Genomic DNA, 20,350 nt, shown 5'->3' on the forward strand with positions numbered 1-20,350 from the left:
CCCGTTTCCACCCCGTCCGGGCTGCGCCGGTGCAGCGGTGCTTGCCCGCGCGAGCCCCCGAAGGGATTCCCGATGGCCAGTCCTGTCACCCGCCCCGGCGAGCACGGCGAGGCCGCACCGGACGACGCGCCGGACCACGCGCCGGACGAGCAGAGCCGGGTCGGCCGCCGCCGCTTCCTGACTTACCTGGTCGCCGCCCCGACGCTGACCGTCGCCACGAAGCTCTCCTTCGACGCCCTCGCGCCCGCCGCGGCCGAGGCCGCCGTGCCGACCCTGCCGCAGCCCGCGGACATCCTCGACCTCGGCGACGTGCTGACGCTCTCGTGCGCGCCGACGTCCGGGATGCTCGTGCTGGAGGTGACCACCGGCGGGCACGTGCGGCTGCAGCTGCCGCGCGCGGAAGTGGGGCAGGGCATCAACACCGCGTCCGCGATGCTGGTCGCCGAGGAGATGGACCTGCCGCTCGAGATGGTCGACGTGGTGCTTTCCGACGCCCGTCCGGAGCTGCTGTTCAACCAGCTCACCGGCGGCTCGAACACCATCCGGTCGCTGTACGGCCCGATCCGCTCCGCCGCGGCGACGGCCCGGGCCCGCATGGTGGCCGCGGCCGGCGCCCAGTGGAACGTGCCGGTGTCGCGACTGTCCACACGCGACGGTCTGGTGCGCGCCCCGGACGGGCGCAAGGCCTCCTACGGCGAGCTGGCCGGCCCGGCCTCGCGGGCCGCGCTGCCGGTCGCGCCGGTCCAGCCGAAGGCCGAGTCGGCGCACACGCTGGTCGGCACGCCGACCTCGCGCAAGGACGCGCTGGCCATGGTCACCGGCAAGCAGGTCTACACCCTCGACCTCGACATCCCCGGCGCCATGCCGGTGATGGTCCGGCGCCCGCCGACGATCAACGGCACCGTGAAGAAGGTCAACAACGAGGCCGCCGTGCGCGCGATGCCCGGCATCATCGACCTCGCCGTGGTGTCCACCGGCGTCGCGGTGATGGCGGAGACCTTCGGCCAGGCGCTCGACGGCAAGAACGCGCTCGACGTCACCTGGAACGCGGGCACGGTCGACAGCGAGGACAACGCGTCGATCCGGAAGAAGCTCCAAGCGGCCGCGCTGCCGTTCGTGGTGCCGCCGCTGCTGACGCAGTACGTGGACGGCGAGTTCGACTTCGCGTTCGTGAGCCACGCACCGATGGAGTCGAACTCCGCGGTCGCCGACGTGCGCGAGGACAGCGCCACCATCTGGGCCGGGCTGAAGTCGCCGATCGTGGCGAAGCAGACCATCGCGCAGGAGCTGGGGCTGCCGGAGAACAAGGTCACCGTGCACGTCCAGCAGGGCGGCGGCTCGTTCGGCCGGCGGCTGTTCTTCGACGCCGCGCTGGAGGCCGCGCACATCTCGCAGGCGATGAAGAAGCCCGTGCGGCTGATGTGGAGCCGCATCGACGACATGCGCCACGGCCGCGCGCGGGCGGCCAGCCACCACAAGATCCGCGCGACCTTCGCGCTCGGCCAGGTGCTCACGTTCGAGCACCGCGTGGCCAGCGTCGAGACCGACTGGGGCCACGGCCTCGGCGAGATCCTCACCGCGTTCGCCGCGAAGCTGCCGGTGGGCGGCAACCTCAGCTTCGCGCAGACGGTGTTCCTGCTGACCGTGAAGTCGCCGTACAACTTCGGTGTCACCACTCAGCTTCTCAACGAAGTGCCGCTGAAGTTCCACACCTCGGCGTGGCGCTCGGTGTACTCCGCGAACACCCGCGGCGCCGAGGAGATCATGGTCGACGAGATCGCCGCGAAGCTCGGCAAGGACCCGCTGGAGTTCCGGCGCGAGTTCATCAAGGAGCCGCGGCAGAAGGCCGTGTTGGACAAGGTCGCCGAGCTCGGCGAGTGGGGCAAGAAGATGCCGAAGGGCTTCGCGCAGGGCATCGCGGTGCACGGCGAGTACAAGTCCTACGCCGCCTGCCTGGTCCAGATGGACGCCCGCGACCCGAAGAACCCGCGCGTCACCAAGGCCACCATCGCCGTGGACGTCGGCAAGCCGGTCAACCCGCGCGGGTTGCAGTCGCAGATGCTCGGCGGGCTCACCGACGCGATCTCGACCACGCTCACCGCGGGCCTGCACATCGACAAGGGCCTGCCGTTGGAAGGCAGCTACTCACAGTTCCACTACGCGCGCCAGAAGAACTCGCCGCCCGAGGTGAACGTCTTCGTGATGCCCGCCAACGGCGGCGACATCGGCGGCGCGGGCGAGCTGGGCCTGCCGGCGCCGGTCGGCGCGATCGCCAACGCCTACGCCCGCGCCACCGGGATCAAGCCGCGCAGCTTCCCGATCAATTTCCCGGTCGACTTCGACCCGTTCCCCCGCTGACCGTCCCCCTGCCACGAGGAGTTCCCATGCCCCAATACAGCTTCGCGGTGAACGGGAAGACCGTCACCGTGGACGCGCCCGCCGACCTGCCGCTGCTCTGGGCGCTGCGCGACAAGCTCAAGGTCCGCGGCCTCAAGTACGGCTGCGGGATCAACGTCTGCAAGGCCTGCACCAGCCACCTCGACGGCGAGGCGATCAACCCGTGCGTCACGCCGGTCTCGGAGTGCGAGGGCCGCCAGGTCACCACGATCGAGGGCCTCGCCGACGGCGACAAGCTGCACCCGGTGCAGGAAGCCTGGCTGGAGCAGGACGTCGCACAGTGCGGCTACTGCCAGCCGGGGCAGATCATGGCCGCGGTGGCGTTGCTGAAGAAGACGAAGAACCCGACCGACGCCGACATCGACGCGATCCAGAACGTCTGCCGGTGCGGCTCGTACTTCCGGATCCGCGAGGCCATCAAGGCGGCCGCGGCCAAGATGTGAGCCGTTCCGCGGATGCGGCAGGTGCTCCAGGCTCCTTGCCGCATCCGCGGAGGCTGTCATTTTTCACCCGGACGTGACGGTGCCGGTCGTGTTAGCTGTCCTTCCGGGCGGGCTCGACGAAGAGCCCCCGCGTGGTCACGCCCGGCCTGGAGGGCATCGATGCAGAACCGGACTGCGCCTCGCGGCGGTCTGACCCCCGTTGTCGCCGCGCTCGCGGCCGAGGTCGAGCGGGAGCTGCCCGAACTGGTCGAGGCCACCACCCGGCAGATCCTCGAGCAGATCCCGGTCTACCGCGAGCAGCGGTTCCTGACCCGGACCGAGCTGCGGAAGTCCGTGCGCGTCAACATCGAGTTCGTGCTGCACACGCTGCAGGGCGGCGAGGCACCCGATCTTTCCCAGGCCCGGGCCGGCGGCCGTGCGCGGGCGTTGCAGGGCGCGCCGCTGCCCGAGGTGCTGCGTGCTTACCGGATCGGGTTCACCGAGGTGTGGCACCGGTTCGTGGCGCTCACCGCGCGCGGGGACCAGCAGGACCTGGCCGGTCTGGTGGCCGTGACGTCCGCGATCTGGGCGCTCATCGACGACTACGCCGAGGCGCTCACCCTCGCCTACCGCGACACGTCCGCGGAAGTGGTCGTCGCGCACCAGAATCGCCGCTCCGCTCTGGTCGAGGCCCTGTTCGCCGGCGGCGCCGCGACCGAGGGCAAGCTGTGGGACATCGCGCGTGTGCTGGAGCTGTCCCTGGACGGCACCTTCGTCGTCGTCGCGGCCGAGACGCCCCGGCTGGGCCACGAGCCGCTGCCGCAGATCGAACAGCGGCTGCGCGCGGCCCGGCAGGCTTCGGCCTGGCGCCTGACACCGGACCTGCAGGTCGGCATCGTCTCGATGCGGGATCCGCTGGCCGCCAAGGTGATCGTGGACCTGACGGGCGCGGAGCCGGTCGGCCGCGTCGGGATGAGCCCGGTGTTTTCGGGGCTGGGCAACACGGCGCGGGCGCTGCACTTCGCGCGGGTGGCGCTGTCCAGCCTGGCTCCCGGCGCGTCCGGGCTGGTGCAGTTCACCGAATCGCCGCTCGCGGGCCTGGTGGCGAGCGCGCCGGAAGCGTCGGTGCAGCTGGCGCACCACGTGCTCCGCCCGATCCTCGACCTCCCCGGCGACGACCGCAACGTGCTGCTCCTGACCCTGCGCGCCTGGTTCGACTGCCAGGGCTCGACGAAGCTGACGTCGGAGCGGATGTTCTGCCACCCCAACACGATCCGCCACCGCCTGCGCCGCGTCACCGAGGAGCTGGGCCGCTCGCTCACGGATCCCGCCGACATCGCCGAACTGGGTGCGGCCCTGCGGGCGCTGCACTTGTTCCCGGAGACGGCGCACCTGCCGACGCCACGGCCGACGCCCGGGGGCTGACCGACGGCCGGACAGCCCCGGGTCGTCGAGGACGGTCAGGCGTCGCTGGAGCGTTTCCAGAGGTTGATGTCCGCTTCGGTGGCGTACTTGTCGATCTCGGCGAGTTCCCCGGGGGTGAAGTCGAGGTTCTTCAGGGCCGCGACGTTGTCCTCCAGCTGGCGGACGCTGCTGGCGCCGATGAGCATCGACGTCATGCGCGGGTCCCGCAGGCCCCAGGCCAGGGCGAGCTGCGCGAGGGACTGGCCGCGGCGGGCGGCGATCTCGGCCAGCGCCCGGATCTTCGCCAGCTTGTCCTCGGTGATCGTGTCCGGGTCGAGCGACTTTCCTTGTGCCGCGCGGGAATTCTCGGGCACGCCCTTGAGGTAGCGGTCGGTGAGCAGGCCCTGCGCGAGCGGCGAGAACGCGATGCAGCCGGCGCCGGCGTCCTCCAGCGTGTCCAGCAGGTGGTCGTCCTCGGTCCACCGGTTGAACATCGAGTACGAGGGCTGGTGGATCAGCAGCGGCGTGCCCAGTTCCCGCAGCAGGCGGGCGGCCTCGGCGGTGCGCTCGGAACGGTAGGAGGAGATGCCGACGTACAGGGCCTTGCCGGAGCGCACGGCCCGGTCGAGCGCGCCGACCGTCTCCTCCAGCGGCGTCTCCGGGTCGACGCGGTGCGAGTAGAAGATGTCGACGTAGTCCAGGCCCAGGCGGCCCAGCGACTGGTCGAGCGAGGCCAGCAGGTACTTGCGCGAGCCCCAATCGCCGTACGGGCCCGGCCACATGTCGTAGCCGGCCTTGGTGGAGACGATCAGCTCGTCCCGGTAGGGCTTGAAGTCCGTCGCGAGCAGGCGGCCGAAGTTCTCCTCGGCCGAGCCGTAGGGCGGCCCGTAGTTGTTCGCCAGGTCGAAGTGCGTGATGCCCAGGTCGAACGCGCGCCGGGTGATGGCCCGCTGGACGTCCAGGGGACGGTCGTGCCCGAAGTTGTGCCACAGGCCCAGCGAGATGGCGGGCAGCTTCAGCCCGCTGCGCCCGCAGCGTCGGTAGGGCAGGGAGTCGTATCGGCTGGTCGCCGCAACATAGGTCACGCCCGGATGCTAGCCGTTTCACGCAAGGCTGCTGTGTAGCGGAAGGAACACGGCCGCGCGTCGGGCCCGGCCGAGCGCGGGCGGGGTGTTCCCGCTCACGGCCGTTGCGCTGCCCCTGCGAGGCGAAAGGCACGCTCCTGGCCGGATCGAAAAAGAAGACAACACCACCGCCACCGGTGCCGGGATCGCGGTAAACCCGCCGGGGGACGGATACGTGTCCGGCCCGGGGGTGAGTAGCCGGCCGCGTGTCGGGTAAGGATCCGAGCCGGTGCGCTGCCGCCTGGCGCGAGAGCCGCGCACGGCTACTGAGCGTGCCGACCCACCTGGGGAGGGGGAGTCCCGGCGGCCCGTCCCGCATAATGGGGTAAGCAAACGCTTAGGAGGTCGCGTGGGTACCGGGTTCTTCTCCTCCGTCGACGATGTGTCGGCGAAGCTGGCCGAGGCCGGCTATCTCGCGTCGACGGCGGTGGCGACCACCGTGTTCCTCGCCGATCGGCTGGGCAAGCCGTTGCTGGTCGAGGGGCCGGCGGGGGTCGGGAAGACCGAGCTGGCCAAGGCGGTCGCCGCGGTGAGCGGGTCGCGGCTGGTGCGGTTGCAGTGTTACGAGGGCATCGACGAGGCCCGCGCGCTGTACGAGTGGAACCACGCCAAGCAGCTGCTGCGCATCACCGCCGGTCGAGAGGAGACGTGGGAGGACGCGCGCACCGACATCTTCGGCGAGGAGTTCCTGCTGCGCCGCCCGTTGCTCACCGCGATTTCCGGCACCGAGCCGACCGTGCTGCTGATCGACGAGACCGACAAGGCCGACATGGAGGTCGAGGGCCTGCTGCTGGAGGTGCTGGGCGACTTCCAGGTCACCGTCCCCGAGCTGGGCACGATCACCGCGACGCGGGAGCCGTTCGTGGTGCTGACCTCGAACGCCACGCGCGAGCTGTCCGAGGCCCTGCGGCGGCGCTGCCTGTTCCTGCACATCGACTTCCCGGACGAGGAGCTGGAACGCCGGATCGTCCGGCTCAAGGTGCCGGGCGTCGACGCCGTGCTGGCCGATTCCGTGGTCCGCGTGATCGCCGCGCTGCGGGCGATGGACCTGCGGAAGCTGCCGTCGGTGGCGGAGACCATCGACTGGGCGCGAACCCTGCTGGAGCTGGGCGCCGGCACGCTCGACGAGCAGGTGGTGCGCGAAAGCCTCGGCGTGGTGCTCAAGCACCAGGACGACATCGTCAAGGCCGGGGCCGGGCTCAAGCTCGACCAGGTGCTGGACGCGTCGTGACCGCTCCCGGCGTCACGGAGCGGCTGACCGGGTTCGTCCGGGCGCTGCGGTCCCACGGCATTGCGGCCGGGCCGAGCGAGACCGTCGACGCGGCGGCCGCGCTCGAGGTGCTCGGGTTCGACGACCGGGAGCTGGTCCGCGAGGGGCTCGCCGCCGCGCTGGTACGCCGGGACGGGCAGCGGGCGGTGTTCGACGCGACGTTCGACCTGTATTTCCCGGCCGGGGTCGGGACGCCGGAGCTGGCGCGCGAGGACCGGCCGCGTGACCTCCAGCAGCTGCGGGACGCGCTGGGCGCCGCGCTCGCCGAGGGCGACGAGCAGACCCTGGCGCAGCTCGCCGGGCTCGCGGTGGACATGCTCGGCCAGTACGGCGCCGGGTCCGGGCCGGGCGGCGGCTTCTCCGCGCACCAGACCCTCGACCGGCTCCAGCCGCAAACCCTGATCGCGCGGGTGCTCGCGGCCCTGCGCGCGGGCGGCGGCGCTCCGGCCGGAGAGACCGGGGAAGCGTTCACGGACCGGCTCACGCGGGACGAGATCCGGCGCCGGGTCGAGGGTTTCCGCGGCCGGGTGCGGACGGAGGCGCGCCGCCGGGCGGCGGAGGTCCGGGGCCGCGAGCGGGTCGCGCAGCACGCCATCGCGCCCGCCGCCGACCGCGTCGACTTCCTCGTCGCCAGCCGCGCGCAGCTGGCCGAGCTGCGCCGGACCGTGCAGCCGCTGTCACGCAAGCTCGCCACTCGCCTCGCCGCGCGGCGCAAGCGCACCACCCGCGGGCAGATCGACCTGCGGCGGACGCTGCGCCGCTCGCTGACGACCGGGGGAGTGCCGCTGCGCCCGGCGTACCGGCACCGCCGCCCCGGACGGCCGGAGATCGTGCTGCTGTGCGACCTTTCCGGCTCGGTGGCGGGGTTCGCGAACTTCACCATGCTGCTGGTGCAGGCCTTGCGTGATCAGTTCAGCAAGATCCGGGTGTTCGCGTTCGTCGACAGCACGGACGAGGTCACCCACCTGGTCACCACCGGCACGGCCGACCCCGAGCACCTGGGCGCGCGCATCCTGAGCGAGGCGGCGGTGGTGCGCTGGGACGGGCACAGCGACTACGGCGGCGCGCTCGGCCAGTTCGCGGACCGCTGGCTCGACGCCGTCGGCCCGCGCACCTCCGTGCTCGTGCTCGGCGACGCCCGCACCAACGGCGGCGACCCGAACCTCGACGCGCTCCGCACCGTCCGCGACCGTGCCCGGCACGTGTTCTGGCTCAACCCGGAGCGCCGCGCGCTGTGGTCCACGGGCGACTCGGCCGCCCTCGCCTACGCCGAGCTGGTCGAAATGCACGAGTGCCGCACGGTGCAGCAGCTCAGTGCGCTCGTCACGCGCCTTCTCCCGGTGTGAGCCAGGCCGAAATCCCTTGGTGCAGAGCCGTTTTCGTGGCCTCGGGCGCGAAGGAGGCGGTGACGCCCGCGGCGGCGATCGCGGCCAGGCGGGTGTCGTCGTAGCCGAACGCGGCGCGGGCGCGGGCGAACTCGTCGGTGAGCGTGGCGCCGGTGACCGACGGGACGTCGGTGTTCAGCGTGACGGCCAGGCCCGCGTCGACGAGCCGGGGGAGCGGGTGCGCGGCGAGCGAGGGCACCAGCCCGAGCGTGACGTTCGACGACGGGCAGACCTCCAGCGCGACGCCCCGCTCGCGCACCTCGGCGACCAGCGCGTCGTCCTCCAGGATCCGGATCCCGTGGCCGATCCGCTCGCTGTGGCCGAGGTCGAGGGCCTCGCGGATGCTGCCGGGGCCGGCGTCCTCCCCGGCGTGGTGCACGAGGTGCAGGCCCGCCTCGCGGGCCCGATCGAAAACGGCCGCGAACGGCTTCAGCGGGTACCGCTCCTCACCGGCCAGGCCCAGACCGGCCACGCCCTCGTGGCGGAGCGCGAGGTCCAGCGTCCGCTCGGCCCGCGCCACCGGCCGCCGTCGTGAGTGGTCGAGCAGCACGCGCCATTCGAGGCCGGTGCGCGCGCCGCCTTCGGACAGTCCTTTGAGGACGGAAGCCAGCGGCATTTCCAGGTCCCCCAGCCGTTCCCCGTGTGCGGCGGCGGTGAAGGTCACCTCGGCGTAGCGTGTGCCCTGCGCGAACTCGTCCTCGCAGAACTCCCGCGCGACCCGCTCGAAGTCCTCCGGCCGCCGCAGGCAGGCGCGGATCAGCGAGTTGTAGTCGGCGAACGCGCGGAACCCGTCGAACGCCGGCGCCTCGTCGGGCCGGGGCACGCCGTTGGCGCCGGCCAGTTCGCGCAGGGTGCCGGGCCGGACCGTGCTTTCGAGGTGGACGTGCAGGTGCGCCTTGGGGAGGGCGGCGAGGTCGCGCATGCCCGTGATCATGCCGGGGCGGCGCGGCCGGGGTCGCGTGGTTTTCGGTTGATACGGCGCGGTGCCGATGTCCGGAATGCTCGGCTTCCGGGAACCGCGGGTGGCCGCCGGGCGTTGAACGGGCGAGGAACAACGGGAGGATCTCTCATGGCACTGATGAAACGCCTGGCCATCCTGGCCGGCGCGGCGGGCGTCGTCCAGTCCTATGCGCGCAAGAACCCGGAGAAGGTCAACCAGGTCGTGGGCAAGGCCGCCACCTTCGTCGACGAGAAGACGAAGGGCAAGTACCACAGCCAGCTCAGCGGCGCGGTCCGCAAGGTCGGCGACGCCACCCGGCCTCGTCCCGGGCACTGACCCGGAAGTTCACCGGCCCTGCGAGCGCGCTGGCCCGGTGAGCACATCGGCTCGGTGAGCGCCCTGCCCTGCGGCGCGCCGACCCCGCGTGCCCACTGGCCCCACGGGTTCACTGGCCGCGCGGGCTCACTGGCCCCGCGAGCCCGCCCGCCCCGCTGGCCGACCGGCCGCGGGGGTTCGGGCACCATGCTCAGGCGGGTGGCCGGTTTCCGGGTGGCCAGTTCTCCAGTGCTGCGTCGGCCACCTGCTGGAGTTCGTCGTGCCCGGCGCCGCCGGCGGCTTGGACGGCGATGCCGTTCGCCACGGTCATGAGGTAGCGGGCGAGCAGTCCGGTGTCGGCCTCCGGTGGCAGGTCGCCTTCGTCGACGGCCCGCTGGAAGCGGTCCCGCAGGCGTGAGCGGGCTTCTTCGCGCCAGAAAGCCAGCGTGTCGCGCGCCGGGCGCCCGAGGTCGCCGGCGGCCAGCGCGCCCTGCACGGCCAGGCATCCGGCCGGGAAGCCGGGACGGGTGGTCGTGCGGACCGAGCCGGTGAGGAACGTCGTCGCCACCTGCCGGGCGGTCGGTTCCTCCAGCGCCTGGACCGTGTAGGCGGCGGGACCCTCGGCGTATCTCCGCATCGCCTTGCGAAACAGCTCTTCTTTGTTGCCGAAGGCCGCGTACATGCTGGTGCGGGTGATGCCCATGGCGCCGGTCAGGTCGGTGAGGCTGGCGCCTTCGTAGCCCTGCTCCCAGAACACCAGCATGGCGCGCTCCAGCGCCTCGTCGGCGTCGAAGCCGCGTGGCCGGCCCATCGGAGTCTTCTCGGCGGATGCCATCACCAACAGACTCTACCCCTTCGGTACCGATCGGTTCAGAAGTGCTAGGTTCGACTTCGGTACCGATCGATACTGAAGTAAGGGGACTCAGCCCATGGGAAAGCTCGAAGGCAAGACCGCCGTGATCACCGGCGCCGCCACCGGGATCGGGCAGGCCACCGCGGCCCGGCTGGCGGCCGAGGGCGCGCACGTCTTCCTGGTCGGCCGGCGCAAGGCCGAGCTGGACTCGGCCGCCGCGTCGATCGGGCCCGCGGCCACCGCGGTGCCGGGTGACATCGCGGACCCGGCCGACCTGGACCGGCTCTACGACGCGGTCCGCGACCGCGGCCGGGGCCTGGACGTGGTGTTCGCCAACGCGGCCACCGCCGCGTTCGCGCCGCTGGAGGAGGCCACCGTGGCGCAGTACGAAGAGATCTTCGGGATCAACGTCCGGGGCACCTGGCTCACCGTGCAGAAGGCGCTGCCGCTGTTCAACAGGGACGCCTCGGTGATCCTCAACGCCTCCATCCGCGCCGACGACGGCTGGGAGACCTACGGCCTGTACTCGGCGTCGAAGGCGGCGATCCGGTCGCTCGCGCGAACCTGGGCCAACGAGCTGAAGGACCGGGGCATCCGGGTCAACACGGTCTCGCCGGGCGCGATCGACACCCCGGGCATCAACCGGGCCGTCGGCGAGGAGAACGCGGCCGCGGCCAAGACCGAACTCGCCGCGGGCGTGCCGATCGGCCGGATGGGCCGCCCGGAGGAGATCGCCGCCGCGGTGGCCTTCCTCGCCTCGCCCGAGAGCAGTTTCGTGCTCGGCGCGAACCTGGACATCGACGGCGGCGAGAACCAGTTCTGATCAGGGCGCGCTGCGGCGTGCGGCGCGAACACCCGCACGCCGCTAGGCGCCGGCGTCCCCGAACACCGTCCGGCGGACGAACGGGGTGCGGAACTTCCCGCCCGGGTCGAGATCGGTGATCAGCGCCCGGAAATCCGCCATCCGCGGATAGTGCTCGCCGAGGGCGCTGCGGTGGAAGAGCTTGCCCCAGTGGGGGCGCGCGCCGAACGGGGCGAGCCGCTCTTCGAGCAGTGGCAGCAGGGCTTCGACCTCGGGCTGGCGCGGGCGCCAGGTGAAGTGGAAGGCCACGCGGTCGCCGCCCTGCGCCGGGCTCAGCCACAGCTCGTCGCCCGCGATCGCGCGGATCTCGGACACCAGCAGCACCGGGGCCAGCCGGTCGGCGATCCCGCGCACCGCCTCCATCGCGGCCACCGCGTCCCGGTACGGCACGAAGTACTCCGACTGCAGCTCGTCGCCGACACTCGGGGTGAACGCGAGCGCGAAGTGCGGGAGCCGCTCGTACCACGGTCCCGGCACTCCGAGCTGCGGTGTGGTGTGGCCGACCGGGACCCCGGCGGCGGGCACCGGGTGCCGGGGCCCGCCGGCCGGGATCGCGCCGTGCAGCGTGGCCGGCGCGGGCAGGCCCGGCTCGACGCGGCTCTTGACCCAGGCCGCGCCGATCTTGTCACCGGCCCAGTCCGTGAACAGGCTGACGCTGTACCCGGCGTCCTCGATTTCGTCGAAGTGCGCGGGCAGAGCGGCCCAGGGCAGGCCTTCGAAGACGTTCTGGCGGACGTCGAACGTGGGCACCAGATCCAGGGTCAGCCGCGTGACCACGCCGACCGCGCCGAGGCTGACGACCAGCCCCGGGAAGACGTCCGGGTCCCGCTCCCGCGAGAAGGCCCGCAGCTCGCCGTCCGCGGTGACCAGCTCCAGCGCCGAAACGGCCGACGCGAGCCCGTGCAGCCGCCGCCCGGACCCGTGGGTGCCGGTGGCGACGCTGCCCGCCACCGTGATGTGCGGCAGCGAGGCGAGATTGGGCAGCGCGAAACCGGCTGCGTGCAGCTGCCCGACGAAGTCGCCGTAGCGCGCCGAACCGCCGACGGTCGCGGTGGCGGCTTCGGCGTTGATCTCCACCGGGGTCTTGAGCGCGGCCAGGTCGAGCAGCAGCCCGCCGGGGACGTCGGCGATGTCGTTGAAGCAGTGCCTGCTGCCCAGCGCCTTGACGGTGGCCGCGGTCGCGACCGCCGCCCGCACCTCGTCCACCGTGCGCGGGGCCAGCACCGTTTCCGCGGCGTAGCCGTGGTTTCCGGCCCAGTTCGACTCGCCCACCGAGATGCCTCCTGCTGTCCGTGCCTACCCGACGAGGCCTGCTCACTCAGACTTATCCGCCACCGGCGTGTGCTCACTCCTCGGCCAGCGAAGCCAGCACGCCTTCCCCGTACTTGGCCAGCTTGTTCTCGCCGACTCCGCTGACCGTGCCGAGTGCCTCCAGCGATCTCGGCCGCTCGGTCGCGATCTGGCGCAGGGTCGCGTCGTGGAAGATCACGTACGCCGGGACGCCCTGTTCCTTCGCCGTGGCGGCCCGCCAGGCGCGCAGCCGCTCGAACAGCGGCGCCGCCTCCTGCGGCAGCTCGACCGCGGCGGTCTTGCCGCGGGTCCGCGACGTGCGGGCGCCGGCCGGGCGCTCCGGCTCGCGCCGCAGCATGACTTTCCGCGAGCCGCTCAGCACTTCCGCGCTGGCCTCGGTCAGCACCAGCGAGCCGTAGTCGCCCTGGACCGCGAGCAGGCCCTGGGCCAGCAGCTGCCGCACGACCGCGCGCCATTCCGACTCGTGCAGCTCGGTGCCGATGCCGAACACCTTGAGCGTTTCGTGCTGGAACTGCGTGACCTTCGGCGTGGTCTTGCCCAGCAGGATGTCGGTGAGCTGGCCGGCGCCGAAGCTCTGCCGCCGCTCGTTGCGCAGCCGGACGACGGTGGAGAGCAGCTTCTGCGCCGGGATCGTGCCGTCCCACTGCTCCGGCGGGGTCAGGCAGGTGTCGCAGTTGCCGCACGGCTGCCCGGCCTGGCCGAAGTAGTTGAGGATCTGCACGCGGCGGCACTCGACCGTCTCGCACAGCGCCAGCATGGCGTTCAGGTGCGCCGCCTGGCGCCGCCGGTGTGCCTCGTCGCCCTCGGAGCTGTCGATCATCTTGCGCTGCTGCACCACGTCCTGCAGCCCGTACGCCAGCCACGCGGTGGACGGCAGCCCGTCGCGGCCCGCGCGGCCGGTCTCCTGGTAGTAGCCCTCCACGGACTTCGGCAGGTCGAGGTGCGCGACGAAGCGGACGTCCGGTTTGTCGATGCCCATCCCGAACGCGATCGTGGCGACCACCACCAGCCCGTCCTCGCGCAGGAACCGCGACTGGTTCGCCGCGCGGACGCGCTTGTCCAGCCCCGCGTGGTACGGCACCGCCGGGATTCCGTTCTGCACCAGGAAATCCGCGGTCTTCTCCACCGAAGCGCGCGACAGGCAGTAGACGATGCCCGCGTCGCCCTTGTGCTCGGTGCGCAGCAGCTCCAGCAGCTGCTTCTGCGGCGAGGCCTTGCCGACGATCCGGTACTGGATGTTCGGCCGGTCGAAGCTCGCGACGAAGTGCTTCGCGCCGTCGAGGTTCAGCCGCGCGGAAATCTCCTTGTGCGTGGTCTCCGTGGCGGTCGCGGTCAACGCGATGCGCGGCACGTCCGGCCAGCGCTCGTGCAGCGAGGACAGCATCAGGTAGTCGGGCCGGAAGTCGTGGCCCCACTGGGACACGCAGTGCGCCTCGTCGATGGCGAACAGCGCGATCTTCCCCCGGTCCAGCAGCCGCACGGTCGACTCGACCGAAAGCCGTTCCGGCGCCAGGTAGAGCACGTCGAGGTCACCGGAGACGAACGCCTCCTCGACCCGCTGCCGCTCGCCGAAATCCTGCGTGGAGTTGAGGAAACCCGCGCGCACGCCGAGGTTGCGCAACGCGTCGACCTGGTCCTGCATCAGCGCGATCAGCGGCGAGATCACCACGCCGACGCCGGGCCGCACGAGCGCGGGAATCTGATAGCACAAGGACTTCCCGCCACCGGTGGGCATGAGCACCAGCGCGTCGCCGCCGGAGATCACGTGCTCGACGATCTCCGCCTGGTCGCCGCGGAAGGCGTCGTAGCCGAACACCCGGTGCAGGGTTTCGAGCGCGGAGGTGGGGGCGGCCGCCATGGCCGGGTCGGGGTGAGCCACCCGGCCGATTCTAGGCCGGGGGCCCGACAGAGTTCGGCCGCCCTGGCCGTCCTGGCGCGAGTGTCCCGTTCACCGCGCCGGGCGTGACCCTCCGTGTCAGGCGGTTCTGTGATCCTTCCCCGTCCGGGCGGACGGGAAACCGGCCGCGGGCGCAGAATGGCCGGGTGCCCTTCGCCATCACCGACCTCACGGCGCACTTCGCCGGCTCTTGGCGGCTGTCGAGGGAAATCGTGGCCACCGACGGCGAGCCGATCGGCACGGCGGACGGCGAGGCGGTCTTCACGGTCGAGGACGGCGTGCTCGTCTACCGCGAGACCGGCCGGATGCGGCTCGGCGCGTACACCGGCCCGATGAGCCGCACCCTGCGCTACCACCCGGCGGGCGGCGGCCGCGCCGCGGTGCACTTCGACCACGGCGGGTTCTTCCACGACCTCGACCTGAGCACCGGCGCCTGGGCGACCGACCACCCCTGCCGCGACGACATCTACCGCGGCGAGTACCTCGTGCTCGACGCCGGCCACTGGCGGCAGGAGTGGGTGGTCACCGGACCGGCCAAGGACCACGTGATCACCACCCGCTTCACCCGCGGCTGAGCCGGAACCGGAAGGACCCCTGATGCGCATCGACCGCCTGGACCACCTCGTGCTCACCGTCGCGGACGTCGACGCCACCGTCGTCTTCTACACGCGGGTGCTCGGCATGACCGAGGTGACGTTCAAGGGCGGTCGCAAGGCGCTGGCGTTCGGCCGGAGCAAGATCAACCTGCACCAGGCCGGGCACGAGTTCGAGCCGAAGGCCCGGCGCCCGGCCGCGGGCAGCGCCGACCTCTGCCTGATCACCACGGACACCCTCGACGAGGTGCAGGACGACCTCGCCCGCGCGGGCGTGCCGGTGGAGGAGGGGCCGGTGGAGCGCACCGGTGCGACGGGCCCGATCCTCAGCGTTTACTTCCGCGACCCGGACGGGAACCTGATCGAGGTCAGCCGGTACCTGCGCTGAGCCTCACCGGCGGCGGTTGCGCAGGAACACCAGCAGCACCACCACGGCCGACGCCGCGCAGGCGAGGGCGATGAGCGCGGTCGCCCAGCCGGGGATCGGCACGCCGGCGACGCTGCCGGAGCCGGGCAGCACGGCGTACGACACCGTTTCCAAGCCCAAGCCCCCGTGCACGGTGGTCCTCCCGATTCGCCGGATTCGCGCTGGTGCCCCGACGGTACCGCATCCGGCGGCGCCGGTACGGCCACTCGGCCGAAAGCGCTTGGCCTGACGGCGATTCGTGTTTCCCCGCCGCGCCAGGGGGAATCCAGCAGCCAACGGGGGGCTTCGACAACACCCAGAAGGAGTTCGTGCGATGCCCACATGGCTGATCGTTGTCATCGTCGTGGTCGCCGTGGTGGTGATCGCCGCGGTGGCCTGGCTGGTGCTGCAGGAGACGCAGCGCAAACGGCTGCAGCGGAAGTTCGGCCCCGAGTACAACCGGGCGGTGGAGGAGAACGAGAGTCCCCGTGCGGCACAACGGGATCTGGCCGATCGAGAGCGTCGCCACCGGGAACTCGACATCCACCCGCTCTCACCGTCCACTCGCGAGCGCTACGCCCAGCGGTGGGCGCTGATCCAGGAGAAGTTCGTCGACCAGCCCGCGGGCGCCGTCGACGAGGCGGACGAGGTGCTGGTCTCGCTGATGGCCGAGCGCGGTTACCCCACCGAAGGCTACGACCAGCAGCTGTCGGACCTTTCGGTGCGGCATTCGAGCACCCTGAAGCACTACCGCGCGGCGCACGACACGCACACCCGGCACGCGGAGACCGCTCTGTCCACCGAGGAGCTGCGCGACGCGATGGTGCACTACCGCACCGTTTTCGAGGACCTGCTGACCGACGGCGCCGACCGTCCTCACGGGACCGATCGCGAGCAGGCCGCCGTGCGGGGCGGGAACCGCCACGAGGGCGGCAACGAGCGCAGCACCGACGAGCGCAACGGAGGACGCTGACATGACCGACCACCAGACCCGCGGCCTGAGCACCGCCGACCTGGCCTCGACCGCACAGGGGAGCGGAACCCGGGACGTCGCCGACGAGCCGCGAAGGTCCAGTGTGGACACCGAAAGCCCAGTGCGCACCGGAGGATCACTGGACACTGTGGACACCGAGAGCACCGGGGAGGCCGGCGCCAGGTCCGGCGCGCACACCGCGGACCGGCGCGCGGCAACCGAAGACGCCCCGCCGCTGTTCGACGGAGAGGCCGTGACGAGCTTCCGTGGCCGTTGGCAGGACGTGCAGACCGGCTTCGTGGACGACCCGCGCCGCGCTGTCCGTGACGCCGACGAGCTGGTCGCCGCCGTGATCAGCGCGCTGGCCTCCTCGTTCGCCGAGCACAAGGGCGACCTCGAGGCGCAATGGCGCGACGGCGAGCCGGCCACCGAGGAACTGCGGGTCGCGCTGCGCCGGTACCGCTCGTTCTTCGACCAGCTGATCGGCTCGTAACCGCGACCGGGTTTCTGCACGCCGGGCACCGGGCCACTCGGCTCGGTGCCCGGCTTCGCGTCCGGCACTGGGCCCCGTCGTTTCCCCGGGGCATGATCGGGGTAGCAGACTTGAGGATCAAGCCGAGGAGGAACGCGGATGAACGTGGCCGAAATGCTGGCAGACGGCTTCAGCCGGATCCAGGGGGTGGTGCACGGGGCCGTCGACGGCCTGACCGGCGAGCAGCTGACCGCCCGGGTGGGCCCGGACGCGAACTCGATCGCCTGGCTGGTCTGGCACCTGGCGCGGGTGCAGGACGACCACGTCGCCGGCGTCGCGGGCACCGAGCAGGTGTGGACCGCGCACGACTGGCACCGCCGCTTCGGCCTGCCGTTCCCGCCCGCGGACATCGGTTACGGGCACAGCAGCGCCGACGTCGCCGCCGTTCGGGCCGATTCGCCCGAACTGCTCACCGGCTACTACGACGCGGTGCACGAGCAGACCGTCGCCTGGCTCTCGGAACTCCGCGAGGCCGATCTCGACCGGATCGTCGACGAGCGCTGGGACCCGCCGGTGACGCTCGGGGTGCGGCTGGTCAGCGTCCTGTCCGACGACCTGCAGCACGCCGGTCAGGCCGCGTACCTGCGCGGCGTGCTCCTCGGCTGAGCACGAGGCGACCAGGCCGAGCCCCGCTCAGGCGTAGCCCTCCGCGCGGTGGTCCGGGAGCCGTTGCGGACCGGGGCCGACCCGGCCGAGCTGGTCGCCCGGGTTGGCCAGGCGGCACTTCGTCAGGGACATGCAGCCGCAGCCGATGCAGTCGCTGAGCTGGTCCCGCAGCTGTTCGAGCTGCCGGATGCGCTCGTCGAGGTCATTGCGCCAGCACTGCGAAATCCGGTCCCAGTCGACCCGGGTGGGGGTGCGGTCGTCCGGCAGCAGGCCCAGCACCTCGCGGATCGTCGACAGCGGCATGCCCACCCGCTGCGACATCCGGATGAAGGTGACGCGGCGCAGCGTGTCGCGCCGGTAGCGCCGCTGGTTGCCCGCGGTGCGGCGGCTCCGGATCAGCTGCTCGTCCTCGTAGAACCGCAGTGCCGACGCCGGGACGCCGCTGCGGCGGGACAGCTCGCCGACGCTCAGGTCCGGCAGTTCGGTTTTCGTCATGCCCTCAGTCTGCCCGGATGCGGGGCTTGACTTCAAGGGAGCTTGAGGTTTCAGACTGGGCCGGACGGCGGGAAGTCCTTTCCCTGCCGCGAAGCACAGGAGGAAAACAGTGTCGGAAGCTCCCGTCCGGGTCGCCGTGGTCGTCGGCAGTGTCCGGGAAGGACGGTTCGCGCCCACGGTGGCGAGCTGGTTCACCGAACAGGCCGGCCGGCACGGCGGATTCGAGGTGGACGTCGTCGACGTCGCCGATCTCGCGCTGCCACTGGTGATGCCCGGCCGCGGGTCGGCACCGGCCCCGGAGGTCGTCGAAGAGGTGGCGAACCTGAGCGCCCGGCTCGCGGCCGCCGACGCGTTCGTGGTGATCACGCCCGAGTACAACCACAGCTACCCGGCCTCGCTGAAGAACGTCGTGGACTGGTTCATGGCCGAATGGCGCGCGAAGCCGGTGGCTTTTGTTTCCTACGGCGGGATTTCCGGCGGCCTGCGCGCCGTCGAGCACCTGCGGCAGGTCTTCGCCGAACTGCACGCGGTGACGATCCGGGAGACCGTCAGCTTCCACGGCGCGCACGGGCAGTTCGACGAAAACGGCTCGCCCAAGGACGCGCCGGCCACCGCCGTCGCCGCGAAGGCGCTGCTGGACCAGCTGGAGTGGTGGGCCCGTTCGCTCGCCCAGGGCAGGGCCGCGCGCCCCTATCCCGCGTGACGCCCGGCGCGGGCGGATTCGCGCCGCCCGCGCCGGCGCCGGTCAGCCGCGGACGTGCGGGTAGTCCGGCGAACGGTGCTGGAACGCCAGGATCGCCGGGTTGTGCACGTGCCCTTCGCGGATCTCGATCGCGCGCCGGACCGTCTCGCTGACGTCCCACGCGGGCGGCCCGGAGAGCACCGGGCGCAGGTGCGGCAGCAGGGCCTCGCTGATGTCCCAGCTGGCCGAATCCCACAGGTACGAGGGGCTGTGGTCCACCGCGTAGTAGGTGACGTCGCCGCCGACCACGAACGCGGGATCGGTGAAGGTGGTCGGCCGCGCCCAGCTGAAGCCCATGCCCTCGTCGCAGGAGACGTCGACGATCAGGCTGCCCGGCGCGAACGCGGCCAGGTCTTCTTCGAGCAGGAACGTCAGCGGCGCGTCGGTGTCCTGCAGCACGCAGTTGACGACGATGTCGTGCTCGGCGAGGAACCCGGCCAGCGGCACCCGGCCGTGCTCGGTCAGCGCGTGGCTGCGGCGGGGGTCGCCGGGGTTGTTGGCGTCGTGCTCGAAGTGGACCATGTTCGCGGAGTGGATCGGCGAGCCGACCGCGGACAGGCCGCGGCCGGTGAGGACGTCGACGTCGTGGATGCCGAGCGCGTTCAGCGCCGTCACCGAACCGCGCGCGGTGGCGCCGAAGCCGATCACGACCGCGCGCAGCCGGCGGCCGTAGTCACCGGTCGAGCCGATCAGCTGCAACGCGTGCAGGACCGAGGAGTAACCGGCGATCTCGTTGTTCCGGTGGAACACGTGCAGGCCGAACGAGCCGTCGCCGTTCCAGTGGTTCATCGCCTCGAACGCGATCACGGTCAGCTGCCGGTCGATGGCCAGCTGGGTGAGCTTGTCGTCCTGCACGCAGTGCGGCCAGCCCCACAGGACCTGGCCGGTCCGCAGCTCCGCGAGGTCTTCGGGCAGCGGCTTGGCGAGCAGGACCACGTCGGTCTCCGCGATCAGCTCCTCGCGGGTGCGCAGGCCGGCGACGAGGCCGGCCAGCTGTTCATCCGGGATGCCGAAGCGCTCCCCGTAGCCTTGTTCGAGGTAGATGGTCGCGCGCAGGTCCGCGTCGATCCGGTCGAGATGGCGGGGATGGATCGGCAACCGCCGTTCGTTTTCCTTGCGCGAGCTGGAGATGACTCCGAGACTGAGCTGGTGCACGTTGGCCCCTTTGCTAGAGACAAGTCTTAACACAGAACGTCGCGCGGATGGCGGGGTGTAGTGTTCGGGGCAGCCCCAGAGCATTTCGCGCGCAGGCGCCTCTGCCCGCGCCGGCCTCGGGCGACCAGGCCGGCCGGTTCGCCCGGCCGGGGACGGGAGCGCCGGCATGCCGTCGGGCCCGCAAACAATCACCACCGCACCGGAAAACACCGCCCAGGGCAGGGAAACCACGGCCGCGGCTGACCGGGTGCGGCTCAAGCCCGAAGGCCCGTCCTCGGGTCAGGTCGACGGTGCCTGGTGGCCGCGTTCGGACGACTTCGTCGCCGAGCTGCCGGCCCTGCTGGCCGAGCTGGAGCCGTCGCTGAAACGTGTCGAACACGTCACCTACAGCCTCGCCGATCGCGCCGTGGTCGCGCGCCGGCTGCCGGAGAACCGGTTGGTGCGCCTGGAAGGATTCCGGGCCCAGACCGCCGGCACCGTGACCGTGGTCGGCCCCGAACGGCGGCTGACCCTGCTGGTCGTCCCACCGGCCACCGATTCCGTGCTCGCGCACCGGGTGCTGAAAACCGCGGCGGAAAAGGGGAATTCGGCGACCGTCGAAACGCTGCTGGCCGAATGTGACGCGCCGGGACGGTAGGTCGCGGTGAGTCCAAGCCTGGCGGGAGCCG

Annotated in this window: 22 protein-coding genes; 14 read left to right on the forward strand and 8 right to left on the reverse strand. The window is 71.8% G+C overall.

Annotated elements, in window-relative coordinates; translation table 11 throughout:
* The first annotated feature begins 72 nt into the window (after positions 1–72).
* From BMY97_RS12100 to BMY97_RS12110, 3 genes are all read left to right on the forward strand, one after another.
* Positions 73–2,358 (forward strand): xanthine dehydrogenase family protein molybdopterin-binding subunit, encoded by a 2,286-nt coding sequence (locus BMY97_RS12100; protein ID WP_091616855.1) that lies wholly within the window; start codon positions 73–75, stop codon positions 2,356–2,358.
* A 26-nt stretch (positions 2,359–2,384) separates the two neighbouring features.
* A complete protein-coding gene (locus tag BMY97_RS12105; RefSeq protein ID WP_091616857.1) occupies positions 2,385–2,840 on the forward strand; it encodes a (2Fe-2S)-binding protein in 456 nt (151 codons plus the stop codon).
* A 159-nt stretch (positions 2,841–2,999) separates the two neighbouring features.
* On the forward strand, positions 3,000–4,244 hold the full coding sequence (locus tag BMY97_RS12110; protein WP_091616859.1) for a PucR family transcriptional regulator: 1,245 nt from the start codon (positions 3,000–3,002) through the stop codon (positions 4,242–4,244).
* A gap of 35 nt (positions 4,245–4,279) precedes the next feature.
* On the opposite strand, the gene mgrA is transcribed toward BMY97_RS12110, so the two are convergent.
* Positions 4,280–5,308: an L-glyceraldehyde 3-phosphate reductase gene (mgrA, locus tag BMY97_RS12115; protein WP_091616861.1), complete on the reverse strand. Its 1,029-nt coding sequence runs from the start codon at positions 5,306–5,308 to the stop codon at positions 4,280–4,282.
* A gap of 388 nt (positions 5,309–5,696) precedes the next feature.
* Between mgrA and BMY97_RS12120 the strand changes: the two genes are divergently transcribed.
* Positions 5,697–6,578: an AAA family ATPase gene (locus BMY97_RS12120; RefSeq protein ID WP_091616863.1), complete on the forward strand. Its 882-nt coding sequence runs from the start codon at positions 5,697–5,699 to the stop codon at positions 6,576–6,578.
* Positions 6,575–7,963: a vWA domain-containing protein gene (locus BMY97_RS12125; protein WP_091616865.1), complete on the forward strand. Its 1,389-nt coding sequence runs from the start codon at positions 6,575–6,577 to the stop codon at positions 7,961–7,963. Before BMY97_RS12120 ends, BMY97_RS12125 begins: the two co-directional genes overlap by 4 nt.
* Here BMY97_RS12125 and add read toward each other — a convergent pair.
* Complete coding sequence (add, locus tag BMY97_RS12130) at positions 7,941–8,924, reverse strand: adenosine deaminase (RefSeq protein ID WP_091617097.1); 984 nt, start codon at positions 8,922–8,924, stop codon at positions 7,941–7,943. The genes BMY97_RS12125 and add overlap by 23 nt on opposite strands.
* 147 nt (positions 8,925–9,071) lie before the next feature.
* Between add and BMY97_RS12135 the strand changes: the two genes are divergently transcribed.
* Entirely contained in the window at positions 9,072–9,278 is a 207-nt protein-coding gene (locus BMY97_RS12135; protein ID WP_091616867.1) for an antitoxin, read from the forward strand.
* A 190-nt stretch (positions 9,279–9,468) separates the two neighbouring features.
* Here the strand turns inward: BMY97_RS12135 and BMY97_RS12140 are convergent, their stop codons facing one another.
* Positions 9,469–10,068, reverse strand: a complete 600-nt coding sequence (locus BMY97_RS12140; RefSeq protein WP_245787276.1) for a TetR/AcrR family transcriptional regulator — start codon at positions 10,066–10,068, stop codon at positions 9,469–9,471.
* 118 nt (positions 10,069–10,186) lie between these two features.
* On the opposite strand from BMY97_RS12140, the gene BMY97_RS12145 reads away from it, so the two are divergent.
* Positions 10,187–10,933: an SDR family NAD(P)-dependent oxidoreductase gene (locus BMY97_RS12145; RefSeq protein ID WP_091616871.1), complete on the forward strand. Its 747-nt coding sequence runs from the start codon at positions 10,187–10,189 to the stop codon at positions 10,931–10,933.
* 42 nt (positions 10,934–10,975) lie between these two features.
* Here BMY97_RS12145 and BMY97_RS12150 read toward each other — a convergent pair whose 3' ends face one another.
* Positions 10,976–12,244 (reverse strand): FAD-binding protein, encoded by a 1,269-nt coding sequence (locus BMY97_RS12150; RefSeq protein ID WP_091616872.1) that lies wholly within the window; start codon positions 12,242–12,244, stop codon positions 10,976–10,978.
* Positions 12,245–12,317: 73 nt separating this feature from the next.
* The gene (gene recQ / locus BMY97_RS12155) at positions 12,318–14,141 is read right to left on the reverse strand and encodes a DNA helicase RecQ (protein WP_091616873.1); all 1,824 of its coding nucleotides are present in this window, start codon (positions 14,139–14,141) and stop codon (positions 12,318–12,320) included.
* A gap of 185 nt (positions 14,142–14,326) precedes the next feature.
* Between recQ and BMY97_RS12160 the strand changes: the two genes are divergently transcribed.
* Complete coding sequence (locus BMY97_RS12160) at positions 14,327–14,755, forward strand: DUF6314 family protein (protein ID WP_091616874.1); 429 nt, start codon at positions 14,327–14,329, stop codon at positions 14,753–14,755.
* 22 nt (positions 14,756–14,777) lie between these two features.
* The gene (locus BMY97_RS12165) at positions 14,778–15,161 is read left to right on the forward strand and encodes a VOC family protein (RefSeq protein ID WP_091616875.1); all 384 of its coding nucleotides are present in this window, start codon (positions 14,778–14,780) and stop codon (positions 15,159–15,161) included.
* A 3-nt stretch (positions 15,162–15,164) separates the two neighbouring features.
* Here BMY97_RS12165 and BMY97_RS46985 read toward each other — a convergent pair whose 3' ends face one another.
* Positions 15,165–15,332, reverse strand: a complete 168-nt coding sequence (locus BMY97_RS46985; protein ID WP_177231294.1) for a hypothetical protein — start codon at positions 15,330–15,332, stop codon at positions 15,165–15,167.
* 181 nt (positions 15,333–15,513) lie between these two features.
* On the opposite strand from BMY97_RS46985, the gene BMY97_RS12170 reads away from it, so the two are divergent.
* The 3 genes from BMY97_RS12170 to BMY97_RS12180 all read left to right on the forward strand — a co-directional run bounded on the left by BMY97_RS12170 (position 15,514) and on the right by BMY97_RS12180 (position 17,290).
* Positions 15,514–16,152 carry a hypothetical protein gene (locus BMY97_RS12170; protein ID WP_091616876.1) on the forward strand — a complete coding sequence of 213 codons (639 nt, stop codon included), beginning with the start codon at positions 15,514–15,516 and terminating at the stop codon, positions 16,150–16,152.
* A 1-nt stretch (position 16,153) separates the two neighbouring features.
* Entirely contained in the window at positions 16,154–16,645 is a 492-nt protein-coding gene (locus BMY97_RS12175; RefSeq protein ID WP_245787277.1) for a hypothetical protein, read from the forward strand.
* Between the two features lie 138 nt (positions 16,646–16,783).
* Complete coding sequence (locus tag BMY97_RS12180) at positions 16,784–17,290, forward strand: mycothiol transferase (protein WP_091616877.1); 507 nt, start codon at positions 16,784–16,786, stop codon at positions 17,288–17,290.
* Positions 17,291–17,317: 27 nt separating this feature from the next.
* Here the strand turns inward: BMY97_RS12180 and soxR are convergent, their stop codons facing one another.
* Positions 17,318–17,785 carry a redox-sensitive transcriptional activator SoxR gene (soxR, locus tag BMY97_RS12185; RefSeq protein WP_091616878.1) on the reverse strand — a complete coding sequence of 156 codons (468 nt, stop codon included), beginning with the start codon at positions 17,783–17,785 and terminating at the stop codon, positions 17,318–17,320.
* Between the two features lie 109 nt (positions 17,786–17,894).
* On the opposite strand from soxR, the gene BMY97_RS12190 reads away from it, so the two are divergent.
* Complete coding sequence (locus tag BMY97_RS12190) at positions 17,895–18,488, forward strand: NADPH-dependent FMN reductase (protein ID WP_091616879.1); 594 nt, start codon at positions 17,895–17,897, stop codon at positions 18,486–18,488.
* 42 nt (positions 18,489–18,530) lie between these two features.
* On the opposite strand, the gene BMY97_RS12195 is transcribed toward BMY97_RS12190, so the two are convergent.
* Positions 18,531–19,682, reverse strand: a complete 1,152-nt coding sequence (locus tag BMY97_RS12195) for a N(5)-(carboxyethyl)ornithine synthase (RefSeq protein WP_091616880.1) — start codon at positions 19,680–19,682, stop codon at positions 18,531–18,533.
* Between the two features lie 166 nt (positions 19,683–19,848).
* On the opposite strand from BMY97_RS12195, the gene BMY97_RS12200 reads away from it, so the two are divergent.
* Positions 19,849–20,319: a DUF5994 family protein gene (locus BMY97_RS12200; RefSeq protein WP_091616881.1), complete on the forward strand. Its 471-nt coding sequence runs from the start codon at positions 19,849–19,851 to the stop codon at positions 20,317–20,319.
* The last annotated feature ends 31 nt before the right edge of the window (positions 20,320–20,350 follow it).

This window comes from Amycolatopsis saalfeldensis, from assembly GCF_900110575.1.
GTDB classification, from domain to species: Bacteria; Actinomycetota; Actinomycetes; order Mycobacteriales; family Pseudonocardiaceae; genus Amycolatopsis; species Amycolatopsis saalfeldensis.

Bases quoted from the DNA above. Each gene is read 5' to 3' on its own strand.
- BMY97_RS12180 (WP_091616877.1), top strand. From the start codon at position 16,784: ATGAACGTGGCCGAAATGCTGGCAGACGGCTTCAGCCGGATCCAGGGG.
- BMY97_RS12175 (WP_245787277.1), top strand. From the start codon at position 16,154: ATGACCGACCACCAGACCCGCGGCCTGAGCACCGCCGACCTGGCCTCG.
- add (WP_091617097.1), bottom strand. From the start codon at position 8,924: ATGCGCGACCTCGCCGCCCTCCCCAAGGCGCACCTGCACGTCCACCTC.
- BMY97_RS12105 (WP_091616857.1), top strand. From the start codon at position 2,385: ATGCCCCAATACAGCTTCGCGGTGAACGGGAAGACCGTCACCGTGGAC.
- BMY97_RS12135 (WP_091616867.1), top strand. From the start codon at position 9,072: ATGGCACTGATGAAACGCCTGGCCATCCTGGCCGGCGCGGCGGGCGTC.
- BMY97_RS12170 (WP_091616876.1), top strand. From the start codon at position 15,514: ATGCCCACATGGCTGATCGTTGTCATCGTCGTGGTCGCCGTGGTGGTG.
- BMY97_RS12165 (WP_091616875.1), top strand. From the start codon at position 14,778: ATGCGCATCGACCGCCTGGACCACCTCGTGCTCACCGTCGCGGACGTC.
- BMY97_RS12140 (WP_245787276.1), bottom strand. From the start codon at position 10,068: ATGGGCCGGCCACGCGGCTTCGACGCCGACGAGGCGCTGGAGCGCGCC.
- BMY97_RS12110 (WP_091616859.1), top strand. From the start codon at position 3,000: ATGCAGAACCGGACTGCGCCTCGCGGCGGTCTGACCCCCGTTGTCGCC.
- BMY97_RS12145 (WP_091616871.1), top strand. From the start codon at position 10,187: ATGGGAAAGCTCGAAGGCAAGACCGCCGTGATCACCGGCGCCGCCACC.
- soxR (WP_091616878.1), bottom strand. From the start codon at position 17,785: ATGACGAAAACCGAACTGCCGGACCTGAGCGTCGGCGAGCTGTCCCGC.
- BMY97_RS12100 (WP_091616855.1), top strand. From the start codon at position 73: ATGGCCAGTCCTGTCACCCGCCCCGGCGAGCACGGCGAGGCCGCACCG.
- recQ (WP_091616873.1), bottom strand. From the start codon at position 14,141: ATGGCGGCCGCCCCCACCTCCGCGCTCGAAACCCTGCACCGGGTGTTC.
- BMY97_RS12200 (WP_091616881.1), top strand. From the start codon at position 19,849: ATGCCGTCGGGCCCGCAAACAATCACCACCGCACCGGAAAACACCGCC.